Source organism: Bradyrhizobium genosp. P, from assembly GCF_049949265.1.
Classification (GTDB): Bacteria; Pseudomonadota; Alphaproteobacteria; order Rhizobiales; family Xanthobacteraceae; genus Bradyrhizobium.
In genome coordinates this window covers 9,183,374-9,197,388 of the sequence record NZ_CP188195.1, presented here as the reverse complement: position 1 = coordinate 9,197,388, position 14,015 = coordinate 9,183,374, and the positions used below count along the sequence as shown (strand labels likewise).

15 protein-coding genes are annotated in these 14,015 nt (G+C 60.9%); 12 read left to right on the top strand and 3 right to left on the bottom strand.

From position 1 onward, the window contains the following. The first annotated feature begins 53 nt into the window (after positions 1–53). The 5 genes from ACP2YO_RS44185 to trxC all read left to right on the top strand — a co-directional run bounded on the left by ACP2YO_RS44185 (position 54) and on the right by trxC (position 6,160). On the top strand, positions 54–2,678 hold the full coding sequence (locus ACP2YO_RS44185) for an MMPL family transporter (RefSeq protein WP_426437422.1): 2,625 nt from the start codon (positions 54–56) through the stop codon (positions 2,676–2,678). Positions 2,679–3,447: 769 nt separating this feature from the next. Continuing rightward, entirely contained in the window at positions 3,448–4,329 is an 882-nt protein-coding gene (locus tag ACP2YO_RS44180) for an NAD(P)-dependent oxidoreductase (RefSeq protein ID WP_426437421.1), read from the top strand. 78 nt (positions 4,330–4,407) lie between these two features. Continuing rightward, positions 4,408–4,809 carry a hypothetical protein gene (locus tag ACP2YO_RS44175; RefSeq protein WP_426437420.1) on the top strand — a complete coding sequence of 134 codons (402 nt, stop codon included), beginning with the start codon at positions 4,408–4,410 and terminating at the stop codon, positions 4,807–4,809. Between the two features lie 25 nt (positions 4,810–4,834). Continuing rightward, positions 4,835–5,680 (top strand): aldo/keto reductase, encoded by an 846-nt coding sequence (locus tag ACP2YO_RS44170; RefSeq protein WP_426443472.1) that lies wholly within the window; start codon positions 4,835–4,837, stop codon positions 5,678–5,680. Between the two features lie 18 nt (positions 5,681–5,698). Continuing rightward, entirely contained in the window at positions 5,699–6,160 is a 462-nt protein-coding gene (trxC, locus tag ACP2YO_RS44165; protein WP_426437419.1) for a thioredoxin TrxC, read from the top strand. Between the two features lie 83 nt (positions 6,161–6,243). On the opposite strand, the gene ACP2YO_RS44160 is transcribed toward trxC, so the two are convergent. Further along, positions 6,244–7,455 carry an alkene reductase gene (locus ACP2YO_RS44160; protein WP_426437418.1) on the bottom strand — a complete coding sequence of 404 codons (1,212 nt, stop codon included), beginning with the start codon at positions 7,453–7,455 and terminating at the stop codon, positions 6,244–6,246. Positions 7,456–7,572: 117 nt separating this feature from the next. Next, entirely contained in the window at positions 7,573–9,267 is a 1,695-nt protein-coding gene (locus ACP2YO_RS44155; RefSeq protein ID WP_426437417.1) for a thiamine pyrophosphate-dependent enzyme, read from the bottom strand. Positions 9,268–9,445: 178 nt separating this feature from the next. Here ACP2YO_RS44155 and ACP2YO_RS44150 point away from each other — a divergent pair, with 178 nt between their 5' ends. After that, the gene (locus tag ACP2YO_RS44150; protein ID WP_426437416.1) at positions 9,446–9,619 is read left to right on the top strand and encodes a hypothetical protein; all 174 of its coding nucleotides are present in this window, start codon (positions 9,446–9,448) and stop codon (positions 9,617–9,619) included. Position 9,620: 1 nt separating this feature from the next. Here the strand turns inward: ACP2YO_RS44150 and ACP2YO_RS44145 are convergent, their stop codons facing one another. Continuing rightward, positions 9,621–10,301 carry a TMEM175 family protein gene (locus ACP2YO_RS44145; protein WP_426437415.1) on the bottom strand — a complete coding sequence of 227 codons (681 nt, stop codon included), beginning with the start codon at positions 10,299–10,301 and terminating at the stop codon, positions 9,621–9,623. A 227-nt stretch (positions 10,302–10,528) separates the two neighbouring features. Here ACP2YO_RS44145 and ACP2YO_RS44140 point away from each other — a divergent pair, with 227 nt between their 5' ends. The 6 genes from ACP2YO_RS44140 (at position 10,529) to ACP2YO_RS44115 (ending at position 13,970) form a co-directional block, all read left to right on the top strand. Beyond that, positions 10,529–11,152 carry a hypothetical protein gene (locus ACP2YO_RS44140; protein WP_426437414.1) on the top strand — a complete coding sequence of 208 codons (624 nt, stop codon included), beginning with the start codon at positions 10,529–10,531 and terminating at the stop codon, positions 11,150–11,152. 76 nt (positions 11,153–11,228) lie between these two features. Further along, the gene (locus ACP2YO_RS44135) at positions 11,229–11,951 is read left to right on the top strand and encodes a Bax inhibitor-1/YccA family protein (protein ID WP_426437413.1); all 723 of its coding nucleotides are present in this window, start codon (positions 11,229–11,231) and stop codon (positions 11,949–11,951) included. Positions 11,952–11,968: 17 nt separating this feature from the next. After that, entirely contained in the window at positions 11,969–12,169 is a 201-nt protein-coding gene (locus ACP2YO_RS44130; RefSeq protein ID WP_426437412.1) for a DUF2905 domain-containing protein, read from the top strand. A 173-nt stretch (positions 12,170–12,342) separates the two neighbouring features. After that, the gene (locus ACP2YO_RS44125; protein ID WP_426437411.1) at positions 12,343–12,624 is read left to right on the top strand and encodes a hypothetical protein; all 282 of its coding nucleotides are present in this window, start codon (positions 12,343–12,345) and stop codon (positions 12,622–12,624) included. A gap of 39 nt (positions 12,625–12,663) precedes the next feature. Continuing rightward, positions 12,664–13,497: a universal stress protein gene (locus ACP2YO_RS44120; RefSeq protein ID WP_426437410.1), complete on the top strand. Its 834-nt coding sequence runs from the start codon at positions 12,664–12,666 to the stop codon at positions 13,495–13,497. A gap of 35 nt (positions 13,498–13,532) precedes the next feature. Continuing rightward, on the top strand, positions 13,533–13,970 hold the full coding sequence (locus ACP2YO_RS44115; protein ID WP_426437409.1) for a DUF1772 domain-containing protein: 438 nt from the start codon (positions 13,533–13,535) through the stop codon (positions 13,968–13,970). The last annotated feature ends 45 nt before the right edge of the window (positions 13,971–14,015 follow it).

Here is a 14,015-nt window from a genome sequence, read left to right as displayed (position 1 = left end):
TTCGAGTCTGAGAAGCTCCGATTCTGGCTTAGCATTCGAGAGCAGTGCCGGTCATGATCCATTTAACAATCGTTCGAATTGTGGATTTCTGCGCGCGCCGTCACTGGACGATCCTCATGGCAGGCGCGCTGCTGATGCTCGCGGCTGCAATCTTCGACACGGCGCGCTTCTCGATCAACGCCGATACAGAGGGTCTGATTTCCCAAGACCTTCCTTGGCATCAGCGTCAGATTGCCTTATCCAAAGCATTTCCGCAAAAGGGCATCATTGCCGTCGTGACGGCCCCGTCAGCCGAGAACGCCGAGCAGGCCACAAACCTGCTGGCACAGGCCCTCTCGCGGCAGCCCGATCTTTTCCCCCTGGTGGAGCAGCCCGACAGCGGGGACTTCTTCGAACGCAACGGGCTGCTGTTTAAGCCTCTCGCGGAGGTCAGGAACAGCGCCGAGGGATTCGCGAGGATCCAACCACTCATTGCGACGCTTGCCCGGGATCCCAGCCTTCGTGGCGCAGCGAAGACGCTTTCGCTAGCGACAGCGGGCGTGAGTAGCGGTGCGCTCAGGCTGGAGCAGTTGGTGTGGCCTCTCTCGCTGATTGATCGGACATTGAGCGACGTTTTGTCCGGGAAGCCAGCCACCTTCTCCTGGCAGGAACTGCTGCAAGGCCAACCGCTACCCGACAAGCAGCGGCGGCACTTTATCGAGGTTCAGCCGACGCTGGATTTTTCGGCACTGCAGCCCGGAAAACAAGCGGAAGACAGGATTCGCCGCACGGCCGCTGATTTGCATTTGCAGGATAAATTCGCCGCCACCGTCGCGCTGACCGGTGAGGTGCCGATAAACGACGAACAGTTTTCGGTTATCCGCTACAGCGCGGTACGCGACACGTTGACGGCGATGTTCAGCGTCCTGATCATCCTCTGGCTCGCGCTTCGGTCCTGGAAAATTATTGCTGCGGTCTTCTTCAGCCTCATGGTCGGCCTCGCAGCGACTGCGGCTCTCGGACTTGCCATAGTCAGCGCGTTCAATCTGATCTCGATCGCATTGTTCGTGCTCTTCGTGGGTCTCGGCGTCGACTTCGGCATCCAGTTCAGCGTACGCTATCGGACCGAACGGCACGAACACCCCAATTTGTATGAAGCGCTGCGATGGGCTGCTTGCAAGGTGGGAGATCCGCTCTCACTGGCCGCGGCAGCTACCGCTGCGGGATTTTTTGCGTTTTTGCCAACCAATTACCGAGGCCTTTCCGAATTGGGCCTGATTGCCGGTTGCGGCATGCTGATTGCCTTCGCTTGTAGCGTCACCCTGATTCCAGCCATGCTGGCGTTGCTTAAACCGGCGGGCGAGCCTGCTCCAGTCGGCTTTCGCTGGCTTGCGCCGTTGGACGATTTTCTTCAGCGCCATCGCATCGCGGTGATCGCCGGAACACTTTTCGTCGTTCTCGCCGGCGCGCCATTATTGTCGAGGCTGACATTCGACTTCAATCCGGTCAATCTGCAAAACCCGGACTCTCCCGCTGTGGCAACCTATCGTGAGCTACAGCATGATCCGGAAGCCAACGGCAACGACGCGGAGCTGTTGGCGCAATCCCTCGGGGAGGCGGACCAAAAAGCCAAACGGCTGGCTGGGCTCCCCGAGGTTTCGCAAGCCCTGACGTTGAACAGCCTCATTCCGCCAGACCAGGAGCAGAAGGTCGCCGCCGTGAGAGAAGCGTCGCAGCGACTTGGCCCGGCGCTCAATCCGCCGCGGATGCAGCCTGCTCCTAGTGATCAGGAGAATGCAACCGCGATTGAGGCCGCTGCCGAAGATCTCGCCAGAACTGCTGGCAACGCAAACGACGCCGCAGCGACAAGCGCGCGACACGTCTCAGGTCTGTTGAGGCGGCTCGCCGAGTCGGATGCCGCAACTCGGTCTCGCGCCGAAGCCGCTTTTACGCCGGCGCTGGCTTACGATCTGGACCTGCTTCGCAAGAGCCTTACTCCGCAACTGATTACAATGAACACATTGCCGCATGACCTGGTGCACGATTGGCTATCGGCCGATGGAACGGCGCTCGTCAAGGCGTTGCCGAAGGGCGATCCGAATGATACCGACGTGCTGCGCAATTTTGCGACTGCGGTGCTTCGCGCCGAACCGTCCGCGACCGGCGGGGCGGTCAGCCTCTACGAATTGGCCAGAACCGTCACGGAGGCGTTTGTTCAAGCGGGTGTTCTGGCGATAGCTGCGATTACCATTCTGCTCCTTATCGCTTTGCGACGTGTGACGGATGTGCTCATGACACTCATCCCCCTGCTGCTTGCCGGAGTCGTTACGCTCGAGGCAGCCGTACTGGATGGTCTTTCGCTGAACTTTGCAAATATCATCGCACTTCCCTTGCTGCTCGGCGTCGGAGTCGCATTCAAGGTCTACTACATGATGGCTTGGCGTGCCGGAAAGACCGGGTTGCTGCAATCGACATTGACCCGGGCGGTGATATTTAGCGGCATGACAACGGGCACCGCGTTCGGAAGCATGTGGGCGTCGAGTTATCCCGGCATGTCGAGCATGGGTAAGCTGATGACGCTTGCGCTGCTATCCACGATGGCCTTCGCAGTGTTGTTCCAGCCTGTTTTGATGGGCCGGCCGCGGCAATTAAAGGAATATTCCAAACACAACGCAGAATTTCGCCAGGCCGCGGAATAGATTTCAGTGCCAGCCACCACGAGTTCAGGCGCGAGGTCGCCCTGAAGCTCGCTATGCAGCATGCGAAAAGTGCGCGATCGCTCGCTGAAGATGGCCGGCATTATAGACCAGCTTTATAGACCGGCTTTGCCACACCGGACGCCAGAATTGAGCTGCAGGTAAGAGCTGATCCCGTTCTCTGGCGCGCCTTGGTCGATCCAACGCAGATCGAGCTGGTCCTGCTCGCCATCATGCAAGGAATTCAGGTTGTGGTACTCTGATCGCTGAGACCTTCAACACCGTCATCGTTGCCGATCGCCTATTCCTTACGCTGGAGACCGAGCCACCATTGAGGCGGACGCAGCTCGCCATTCATGAGTTTGGAAAGATGGAGTCAATAAAGCGGATCGCCGCCCGGGCAATCGACGCATACGAGTTCGAGTTCGCGTGTCGCTGCGATCTTGAAGTGGGCCGGCCTTCCACATACGGGACAGGGAACCGGGGCAACGTTTCTCTGCATGGCAATGCCTACGCTGAACCAATACGGATACCATTAGATGCGGAGCACGAGGATGGGCGTTGACGGCCATCAACGAGATCAGGCGGTGGAGCCATGCCACGCAACCTTTTTGACCTTCTGTTCGAGCTGTTGCGCGTCTGAAGTCAGGTAGGCCACATGTGATATTCGGCGGCTACCGAATACGAATGCCTTGACGACTGTCAGTTATCTTGGGTCTCCGATGTGGAATCGTCCTCGTCGGGCGCAAGCTCGTCAACGGAGGCAAGTTGCATGAACGTCGGCTTCATTGGTCTCGGCAATATGGGCAGCGCGATGGCGCGCTGTCTGCTCAACGCTGGCCATCGTCTGACTGTCTACAATCGCACCCGCGCAAGAGCTGACCAGCTTGCGGCCGATGGCGCCGTGGTAGTCGAGCGGCCGGCCGACGTCTGCCATGGTGATGCCGTCATTACCATGCTCGCCGATGACCACGCGGTCGAGCATGTCACCCTTGGGGAAGGCGGCGTCCTTGCAGCGCTCGGCGAGAACACCGTTCATATCTCGATGAGCACGATCAGCATGGCCTTGTCCGAACGCCTGGCGCTGGAGCACGCGCGGGTTCATCGCGACTACGTTGCGGCGCCAGTCTTTGGGAGGCCGGATGCTGCCGCTGCCGGCAAGCTTTTCGTTATTGCGGCCGGCGCCGGGAAGGTTGTCGCCCGTTGCCAGGCTCTGTTCGACGCCATGGGGCAGAAGACCTATGCCCTCGACGAAAAGCCGGCTCAAGCCAACCTCGTCAAGCTGAGTGGTAATTTCCTGATCACGTCCATCATCGATAGTCTGGGAGAGACCTTTGCCCTGACGCGGAAGTCGGGTATCGACCCACATCGATTGCTGGAGATCCTGACAGGGACGTTGTTTTCGGCTCCTATCTTCACAACGTATGGCGGCCTTATCGCCGACGAGCGTTACGAGCCGGCGGGGTTCAAGATGACCCTGGGCTTGAAGGACATCCGCCTTACTCTCGCGGCAGCCCACTCGCTGCTCGTCCCGATGCCGCTCGCGAGCCAAATTCACGATCGCATGCTGACGGTGGTGGCGCGCGGCGAGGGCGATACCGATTGGTCGGCCCTTGCCAGGCTATCGGCAAGCGATGCCGGTCTCCATTCCTGAATTGACAGAGGTCAAGGCTTGCCCGTCGGGAAGCTGCCAGCATGGCTCATTCGTTCGGAATTGGACATGCGAAGAATAATGCAAGGCATCGCCACGTTTCTCGCGGTCGCTATCGCGTCGCCGGCGTGCGCCGAAGGCAGCGTGCGCTACGAGTTGTTCCCCGAGCCGGATGTCAGGTCCAACACGTCGTACCGGACGGCTACGGCCTATGTGGTCGACAAGAAACAAAATCAATTCTGGACCTGTTCGGCGCGCTACAACTACCGCGACCTGACGGCGAGCAATGGTTCGTGTGTCAAGCTCGACCCAACGATCGGCCGGCCTTCGCTGAACGAGGAGTATGTGGCCCATGCCGTGACCGGCTCCGCGATAATCAACCCGTTCCTGCCGGTGATCTGGTTTATCGATCCCGGCAGCGGCGACGTTCAATTTTGCGACATCCGTCACGCCGGGCTATGCGTGAAAATCGGTCTGCCGTGAAAGACAAGGGAGTTACCTCATGACTGTGATGGAGGCCACCCGCACCATCGTGCTTCCCTCGAGTGAACATATTCCAATGCTCGGCCAAGGGACCTGGCACATGGCCGAGAATCCGCTGAACCGAACGAACGAGATCAATGCGCTACGGCTCGGCATCGATCTCGGCATGAGTCTGATCGATACGGCCGAAATGTATGCCGATGGTGGCGCCGAGCGTCTCGTCGGCGAGGCGATCAAGGGACGGCGCGCCGAAACCTTTCTGGTTAGCAAGGTGTTGCCTCAGAACGCCACCCGACACGGCACGGTGGCGGCTTGCAACCGAAGTCTGGCCCGGCTTGGGGTGTATGAGATCGACCTCTATTTGCTGCATTGGCGGGGGTTGATTCCGCTGGAAGAGACTATCGACGCCTTCGAAACTTTGATTGGCGAGGGCAAGATCCGATACTGGGGCGTCAGCAATTTCGACGTCGGTGACATGCAGGAGCTAGTCGACCTGCCCGATGGTGCGAACGTTGCGGCCGATCAGGTGCTCTACAATCTCGAGCGCCGCGGCATCGAGTTCGATCTTCTGCCTTGGTGCCAGCGTAGCGGCGTTCCCGTGATGGCCTATTCGCCGATCGAGCAGAACCGTGTGCTGCGTCATGTGACACTCAAGACGATTGCGGCGCGTCTCGACGCAACGCCGGCACAGGTGGCGCTGGCTTGGGTGCTGCGCCAGGACGGCATATGTGCGATACCGCAGTCAGGCAAGCCGGAGCATGTTCGCGAGAACCGTGGCGCGCTCGACGTTCGCCTGACGCCACAGGACCTGGCCGATCTCGATAAAACCTTTCCGCCGCCAGACCGCAAGCAACCTCTGGCGTCGCATTGAATTCGGGAGACATCGACCATGAGCAGCGAGGCCCGCCACATCGTTTGCCCGCATTGCACGAGCATCAACCGTATTCCGGCCGGAAGGGATGCGCGCCGGGCGAAATGCGGCCATTGCCACCAGCTCCTGTTCACGGGACATCCGACGCCGGTTTCCGCCCGCGACTTTGCCACGCACATCCAGCGCAACGATATTCCCGTCGTAGTCGATTTCTGGGCGGAGTGGTGCGGGCCCTGCAAGGCGATGGTACCGGTGTTCGAACGCGTCGCCGGCGAGTTCGAACCTGAATTTCGTTTTCTTAAGGTCGACACCGAGGCGGAAGCGGAGTTGTCTGCCCGTTACAGCATTCGAAGCATTCCAACTTTGATGCTCTTCCATAAAGGAAGTGTCGTCGCGCAGCGCGCGGGCGCCATCGGTGCCGAGGCGTTGCGCCAATGGCTGCGCCAGCATGCGCCGTCGGCCGCGCCTGCAGCTTCGTGAGCCGCAGAGTAGGGACTCATGCCATGCTGACGGTCGTCGATTGCTGTCCGCGCAAGGCAGCACTGGCTGGGCAGCCTTGGCTGCTATCGCCAGCTCTGGTCCACGCACGGCCGGGGCTGTTCACCGCGGTCCTGCGCCAGCGACGGATAGTCGGTATATCCCTTCTCACCGCCACCGTAGTAAGTGCCGGGGTCGTCGGCGTTGAGCGCCGCGCCCAGGCGCAGGCGCTCCGGCAGGTCCGGGTTGGCGAGGAATTTCCGCCCGTACGCAATCAGATCGGCCCATCCCTCCCGCAGCCAACGTGTTCCGCTCTCGGCATCGAAGCCGCCGGCCACGATCAGAGTTCCTTTGAATTTCTTGCGCACCAGCTTGGCCATGCCGAGCGCGGGTGGATCAGGGTCCTTTCCGTTCTGCATCTGCTCCAGCGCAGGGTTGACCATATGCAGATAGGCCAGGTCGTAGTCGCTCAGTCGTTCGGCCACATAGCCAAAGGTTGTTTCCGGGTTGTCGTCGTGGATGTCGTTCAATTTTCCCATCGGAGAAATGCGCACGCCGATGCGATCCGGTCCCCACACCGGAGTCAGCGCCTCGACGATTTCGCACAGCAGGCGGGTGCGATTCTCCACTGTACCGCCATAAGTATCGGTGCGCCGATTGGTCCCGCTCTCGATAAACTGATCGAGAAGATAGCCGTTCGCCGCATGGATCTCCACGCCGTCGAAATCGGCCGCCATCGCATTCTTTGCGGCGCGCACATATTGCGCGACCAGGTAGGGCATCTCCTCGATATCGAGTGCCCGGGGTCGAACAAAGGGAACTAGCGTGCCTTCGCCCCGCTCATTTTCGATGAAGGCCTTTCCAGCCGGGATGATGGCCGAGGGAGCGACGGGCAGCATGTTGTCGGGTTGAAGCGCGGGATGTGAGATGCGGCCGACGTGCCAGAGCTGGCAGAACATCAATCCTCCCGTCTGATGCACGGCGTCGGTGATGCGGCGCCACGCCTCGACCTGCTCGCGGCTGTGAATGCCCGGCGTCCAGGCATAGCCTTGACCCTGCATGGACACCTGCGTCGCCTCGCTGACAATCAACGCGGCCGAGGCGCGCTGCGCATAGTAGCAGGCCGCGAGCGAGCCCGGCACGTTGCCAGGCTGACGGGCGCGCGAGCGTGTCAGTGGGGCCATCACCACGCGATGGGGCAGATCGAAGGGACCAAGGCGGTAGGACTGGAACAGAGGTCCGGTATCCGTCTCCCGGCTCGCCTCTTGCGTTGGTGTCGCGGTCGCCACATCATCCATCGGCCTGCTCCTGGCAAAGGCAAATCTTGCTTGATGCTAGCCACGCGGAGGACCGTCCTCACTGACGATTGTCAACCAGATGGGTCAGAGAAGGCCAATGCAAAGCGATCGGTCGCATCAGCCGCCTGTCACGGCGAGCACGGCTTCCTTGACCTTGGCGAGTGCAAAGTGCCCCACCTGTTCCAAATCGACATGAGGCAGGTTAGGCATCTCGTCGGCGACCACCACCGCGTCAATGATCACGGGACCTTCGATAGCGAACCCTTCGGCCAGCGCCGACATCAGTTCCGCCGGATTTCTGGCGACGAAGCCACGTCCGCCGCAGGCGAGCGCCAGCGCGGCAAAATCCGGGTTTGGAAATTCTATCGCCTGGCGAAACGGCACGAGACCGACGCTCTCGGCCTCCAGCGTAATCAGACCAAGCGCTGAATTGTTGTAGATGACGACCTTGACCGGCAGCTTGTGCTGGACTGCTGTGAGGAATTCGCCCATCAGCATGTTGAAGCCGCCGTCGCCCGTCAGCGCGATCACCTGACGCGATCGATCCAGGGCTTGCACGCCGTTGGCCTGTCCAAGCGCCGTCCCGACGGCTGCATTGTTGAAGGAGCCAATAATCCGCTGCGTACCGGTCTGGCGGATCCAGTTGGCGGACCACAACGTATTCAGGCCAGTGTCGAGAACGAAAATCGCGTCGGGGCGGGCGAGGTCGCTGACCGCGCGCGCCACCACTTGTGGGTGAAGGCGGTCCTTGCTGCGCCGCAGGTCAGCCTGCTTGTCGAGCATCTCGTCCCATTTCCGCCGTTCTCGCGTCGCCAGATCCCAGAACAGGCCATCAGTTTTCGGGGCGACCTTGCCAAGCAGCAGCTCAAGGGTCGGCCGCGCCGACCCGGTGACGCCAAGCATTGTCGGCGCGCGCCGGCCCAGTACCTGCGACCGCTCGTCGATCTGGATCACTTTGTCCTTGCTGGGCAGAAAATTGGAATAGGGATAGTCGGTGCCGACCATCAGCAGGAGCCCGCAATCCTGTACCGCTTCGTAGACCGGCTTGGTCCCGATCATGCCGAGTCCGCCCATCCAGCGGGGGTCGTTATACGCCATCAGCTCCTTGCCGCGAAACGAATGGACCAGCGGCGCCTTGAGGCGATCCGAGAGCTTGCGCAGTTCTTCGATCGCGCCGCGACAGCCGGCACCGCACATGATCACGATGCGGTCGACGGCATCGATCCGGCGCGCCATCTCGGCAATGTCCTGCTCGCTTGCCGCAAGTTCGGGCCGTGGTTTGAGGGTGGCGATGCTGGAAACGCTGCCCTCGGCCTTCGCGGCCAGCACATCCTGCGGCAACGTCAGATGCGCGACACCAGGCCCCGCATAGGCCGCGGCGATCGCCTGATGAATAACAGCAGCGGCCTGCGCCGCGGACGCGATGGTTTCGGTGTAAAGCGACACATCGCGGAACAGGAGATCGGGTTCGGTGGTCTGGATGTAGTCGGTTCCATGGAACTTGCGCGGCATATCGCCCGAGAGCGCCAGCACCGGTGCGTGATCGCGGCAGGCCTCATAAAGTCCGGCGACGAGATGGTTACTGCCCGGGCCCGTCGTGCCCGCACATACCGCGAGTTGTCCGGTCAACTTGGCTCGTCCGGCGGCTGCCAGCGCCGCGCCTTCTTCGTGCCTGACGCCGATCCATTCGATCTTGCTGCGACGCACGGCGTCGGCAAGCGGATTGAGCGAGTCGCCGATCAAGCCGAATATATGCCTGACGCCAATCTGTTCGAGGGTGGCAACCAGAACGTCCGCAACTGTCTTTGACATCTTGCGCTCCCTTGCCAGCTGGATGGATAGGCGGTTGGTGCCGCGATCAGGATATGCGCGCCTTGATAGGCGTCAACGTCACCTGCGGGCGCAGCCATTAAAGCGGAACATCAGGACAACTGGTCTGGCCATGATGCAGCCTAATGACACAATCACCCTGGCGGAGGCGTATGATGCGATGCGCATCTTCCTGGAGACCGTCTGGCGTCGCCTGGACAAGCCTCAGGAGGAGATCGCGTTCCTGCTTGCCGGCTTGAAATGGGCGGACGGATCTCCAGTCGATCCGGCGATGTGGCAGGACTGGCTGGCGGCGGCGCAGAGCGTGAAGGAAGAAACTGTCGAACGGCGATAGCCTATCCAGCGCGATCTGCGTCGCGCGTGATGGCAGCGTCCCGTTGGGCCTTGCCAAACTGCAGGCGTATCCGGGTCTCCGTGAGGCCTTCGCTGGTGATCCCATAGAAGACGGGCAGCGCCAGAAAGATAACCAGGGCGAGCTTCGGCATCGACAAGCCTGCCACGCCCGCCACCGTATAGGAGACGACGCCAAGCATGGCGCGCAACCGCTCCTTTGGAAAAAAATCAGGACTAATACGGTCCTCGACCAGCCAATGACGGATGCTCAGAATGTGAAACAGGATGAGCCACGCCAGGCACATGTTGCCGGCAATGGCCGCATAGAGCACCACCGCAATTCTCGCATCAAAATCGTCGCCGATCTGGATCGACGACGAAAGGATCGCGGTCGGGAACGGGATGAGCCCCGATGTCAGCAGCAGAAACAGATTGGCGAGATGCAGGCCGCGATCACAGTAGCGCACGCGGGCAAACACCGCGCGATGATTGAGCCAGATCACGCCAGTGTAAGAAAATGACGCAAGGAAAGCGATGTAGCTGGCCCATTGCTCGATCAGCTTGTTCAGGAGTTGCCCGGGCGGATGTTCTGGCCGGATGATTTCGGCGACCAGCAGCGTGATGGTGATGGCAAGTACGCTGTCGCTGAACGTTTCCAATCGATCAGTGTCCGACAGCCGCACCTGCGGCCATTTGGACTCTTCCGCGGCTGCACGGCGAATATCCTGCCTCGATATACTTGCTGTTTTCACGAAGAGTACTCGCGCGCTACCAAAGCGCTAGGCATCATGGTGCCGATTCCCGGCATTTCAATTGATAGCCGTCAAGGTACGGCTGACATGGCGTTATGAAGATGCAGCACTATCGACGGGGGCGGCACCGCTCCGTTGTCTTCACAAGGGCTCGCATCATGCTCACCACCGTTTGTCGCCTCTACGATGCCTATGCCGATGCCAACCGCGTCATCCTCCTATTGGAGGTTTCCGGTGTTCCGCTTTCGGACACCAGCCTGATTTCCAACGATTGCGATACCTGGTATCGCAGCCCGGCGGAGTCCAACGTGGTGCCGTTGCGCAAGCAGGGCGAGAGCAGCAGTGCAGGCCACAGGATCGAGGGCACAGCGATCGGTGCTGCGATCGGGGCGACCGCCGCAACCGCCGCGAGCCTCATCACCATACTTGCCGTGCCCGGGGTCGGGCCTGTGGTCGGGGCCGGTTGGCTCGCGGCCATGCTGGGCAGCATGGCGGTCGGCGGGTTAACCGGAGGCCTTTTGGGCGCGCTGACAAACGCGGGAATCAACGAAGAAGATGCGCAGGTTCTTGTCGAGGGCGTGCGGCGTGGCGGAACGCTCGTTAGCACGCGGGTATCGCAGGAAGATGCTCCGCGCATCGAAGCACTGATGAGCCGTAACGCTGTGGATCTTCGCGAGCGGGGCGTAATCTATCGCAAGGCTGGCCGGCTCGCCTTCGACCCAAACGCGCCACCCTACACCGCCGATCAGGTCCGCTGCGAACGCGCTCTGCACACCCGCTGAGCCGTCCGTCGAGGTGGGAGACGAGGCTATTGGACATTGCACCCGCAGCAACGGAGCAAATTTACAGGAGCGAGCGATGAACCATTATGCTCCCAATGATCCCCGAGCATCGTTCGGAATGGCGCCGGAAATCCGTGTCGAAGGGGCCCTCCGGCAGCACATGCAGCGTGTCTACGGCTATATGGCAGGCGGGCTGATATTGACCGGCCTCGTCGCCTATGCCGCCGCTGTTTCAGGCTTCTATCAGGCCATCGCCGGCACGCTGCTGCTCTGGATCGTCATGCTGGCGCCGCTCGGCTTCGTGCTGGTTTTGAGCTTCGGGATCGAACGCATCAGCGCCGGTACCGCGATTTTGCTGTTCTGGATCTACGCCGCCGTCATGGGGCTGTCGCTGGGCGGGATCTTCCTGGTCTTCACCGGAACCTCGATTGCACGCGTCTTCTTCATCACGGCCGCAACTTATGGCGCAACGAGCCTTTACGGGTTTACCACCGGTGCCGATCTCTCGAGGTTCGGGTCCTTTCTGTTCATGGGCCTAATCGGCATTGTGATCGCCTCGCTGGTCAACATCTTCGTCGGGTCGGACGCCGTCCAGTTCGTGATCTCGATCGTCGGCGTGATCCTGTTTGTGGGACTCACCGCCTACGATACGCAGCGCATCAAGGCCATGTATCTGGAATCGGACACGGAAGAGTTGGCCGGCAAGAAGGCCGTGATGGGGGCGCTGGCGCTCTACCTCGACTTCGTCAATCTCTTCATGATGCTGCTGCAATTGTTCGGCCAGCGGCGTCAGAATTGATGCAGGAGCCGGCATAGATGGCGCGCATTCTGATCGTGCTCGGTCTTGTCTTGCTGGTTGCGGGGCTACTGTGGCCGTATCTCGGCCACATCGGACTGGGGCGGCTGCCCGGCGACATCATCGTCGAGCGAAAGAATGTGACGCTCTATTTCCCGCTGATGACATGCCTGCTTCTAAGTGTCCTGCTCAGCCTGGTGTTGTGGGCCGTCAACCGCTGACCGCGCAATGTTCGTGACATTCCCGCATTTGTCGGCCGCTCGAAATTGTCGAGGCATTCGTTGACGGACGCCAATGCTCGGTCGGCACCGGGTTACTAGGTTTGTGCCGCGACGGGGTTGGCGTCCAGTGCTTGGCACGCGATCCATCGCTGCAAAATGAGTGGAGATTTGCGATGAAGAAGAACCTGATCACTATCGCGGTTGCCGCCACAGTTGCAACAGGCGCCGCCATTTCTCCGACCGCGGCGCAGGCCCGATGGCATCACGGGTTTCCTGTCGCTCCCGTTGTAGGCGGCCTCGCGGCAGGAGCCTTGATCGGCGCCGCGCTGGCTGCGCCGCGTTACTATGACTACGACTACGAACCGGTCTACTACCGGCCGCACTGCGTCTTCCGGCATGAGCGCTTCTGGGATGGTTGGGGCTGGCACGTTCGCCGCGTCGAGGATTGCTACTGAGGCCGGAGCACGTTTTGCCTCTTCCCTAGGAATCATTTGATGATCAAGGACATCATCGTCAATCTGGAGCATGATGTTTCGCGGGACCGGGCGCGGGATTTCGCGGTCACGGTTGCAGAAGCCTTTGACGCGCATGTTGCCGGCGTGGCCTTTGCCTATACGCCGGATTTTCCAGGCTATGTGACGCCTGAAATTCCGCCAAATGTCGTCGCGGCGATGGTGGAGGAGAGCAAGGAAGCCGCCGAGGCGGCAATCAGGCGGTTTGACGAGACAGCAAAACGCAACCTGTTGTCCGCGGAGCATCGCCTCGTCCGGACCATAGGGATAAAGGCGCCCACGCTGTTCGCGGCGCTCGCGCGGCGCTTCGATCTCAGCATTGTCCTTCAGTTGAACCCGGACGCGGTAGCCAAAGACGACATGTTCGATAGCTTGCTCTTTGAGTCGGGACGTCCGGTCATCGTCGTGCCCTACATCCACAAGGACGGACTGAAGCTCGACCGCGTGGTGTGCTGCTGGGACGGCGGCCGCGCGGCGGCGCGGGCGATCAACGACGCGCTGCCACTGCTGGCCAAGGCGGCCAAGGTCGATCTGCTGATCATCGAGAACGACAAGATCAAGAACGAAACCACCGAGATTCGCGGCGTCGAAATGGCAAGCCACCTGGCGCGCCACGAGGTCAAGGTCGAGATCGAGATCGTCCCTGCGCCGGATATCGACGTCGCAGACGCGATCCTGTCTCACGTCGCCGATGAATCCGGAACCTTGATCGTGATGGGCGGCTACGGTCATGCCAAGCTGCGCGAGATCATTCTCGGCGGCGTCACCCGCGCCATGCTGAACTCGATGACGGTACCGGTCTTCCTGTCGCACTGAGTGGACCGCGGGCGGACCGCCGTCCGGGAGGTTTCATGCAGACCGGTCTATATGCATTTGCGCTCGCCGCCGCGTTCCTGGGCGCGGCAATCTATATTGGATTCGTGGAGCACCCGGCGCGGCTCAAGCTTGGTGCCCCCGCGATGGTCCGCGAATGGGCGGTGAGCGATCACCGCGGCACGATGCTGCTGACCGCTCTTTCCCTGGCTTCGGCGGTTCTCGGCTTTGTCCAGTATCGGATCAGCGGAGACGTGCGCTGGATCGTCGGCGGCCTCACGATCCTGACAAGCTGGCCCTACGAGTACTATGTGCTGGTCCCGGTGAGCATCTGGCTCTGCGCCATGCCGCCGGAGAAAGGATCGGCGCCGGCGCGCAAGTTGATGCGAGACTGGGGTTTGCTGGAGTTGGGTTACATCCCGATCGGGCTGGCTGCCTGCGGCGCATTTGCATGGGCGCTCGAGCAGTTGCCGTGATTGACGGTCGTCAACGTTATTCCGTGACGATGTCGCGAATATTGC

What these genes read in the sequence shown, in the direction of transcription:
- ACP2YO_RS44160 (WP_426437418.1), bottom strand. Translation starts at nt 7,455, where the DNA reads ATGGATGATGTGGCGACCGCGACACCAACGCAAGAGGCGAGCCGGGAG.
- ACP2YO_RS44120 (WP_426437410.1), top strand. Translation starts at nt 12,664, where the DNA reads ATGATCAAGGACATCATCGTCAATCTGGAGCATGATGTTTCGCGGGAC.
- ACP2YO_RS44180 (WP_426437421.1), top strand. Translation starts at nt 3,448, where the DNA reads ATGAACGTCGGCTTCATTGGTCTCGGCAATATGGGCAGCGCGATGGCG.
- ACP2YO_RS44125 (WP_426437411.1), top strand. Translation starts at nt 12,343, where the DNA reads ATGAAGAAGAACCTGATCACTATCGCGGTTGCCGCCACAGTTGCAACA.
- ACP2YO_RS44135 (WP_426437413.1), top strand. Translation starts at nt 11,229, where the DNA reads ATGAACCATTATGCTCCCAATGATCCCCGAGCATCGTTCGGAATGGCG.
- ACP2YO_RS44130 (WP_426437412.1), top strand. Translation starts at nt 11,969, where the DNA reads ATGGCGCGCATTCTGATCGTGCTCGGTCTTGTCTTGCTGGTTGCGGGG.
- ACP2YO_RS44150 (WP_426437416.1), top strand. Translation starts at nt 9,446, where the DNA reads ATGCGCATCTTCCTGGAGACCGTCTGGCGTCGCCTGGACAAGCCTCAG.
- ACP2YO_RS44185 (WP_426437422.1), top strand. Translation starts at nt 54, where the DNA reads ATGATCCATTTAACAATCGTTCGAATTGTGGATTTCTGCGCGCGCCGT.
- ACP2YO_RS44175 (WP_426437420.1), top strand. Translation starts at nt 4,408, where the DNA reads ATGCAAGGCATCGCCACGTTTCTCGCGGTCGCTATCGCGTCGCCGGCG.
- ACP2YO_RS44155 (WP_426437417.1), bottom strand. Translation starts at nt 9,267, where the DNA reads ATGTCAAAGACAGTTGCGGACGTTCTGGTTGCCACCCTCGAACAGATT.
- ACP2YO_RS44115 (WP_426437409.1), top strand. Translation starts at nt 13,533, where the DNA reads ATGCAGACCGGTCTATATGCATTTGCGCTCGCCGCCGCGTTCCTGGGC.
- trxC (WP_426437419.1), top strand. Translation starts at nt 5,699, where the DNA reads ATGAGCAGCGAGGCCCGCCACATCGTTTGCCCGCATTGCACGAGCATC.
- ACP2YO_RS44140 (WP_426437414.1), top strand. Translation starts at nt 10,529, where the DNA reads ATGCTCACCACCGTTTGTCGCCTCTACGATGCCTATGCCGATGCCAAC.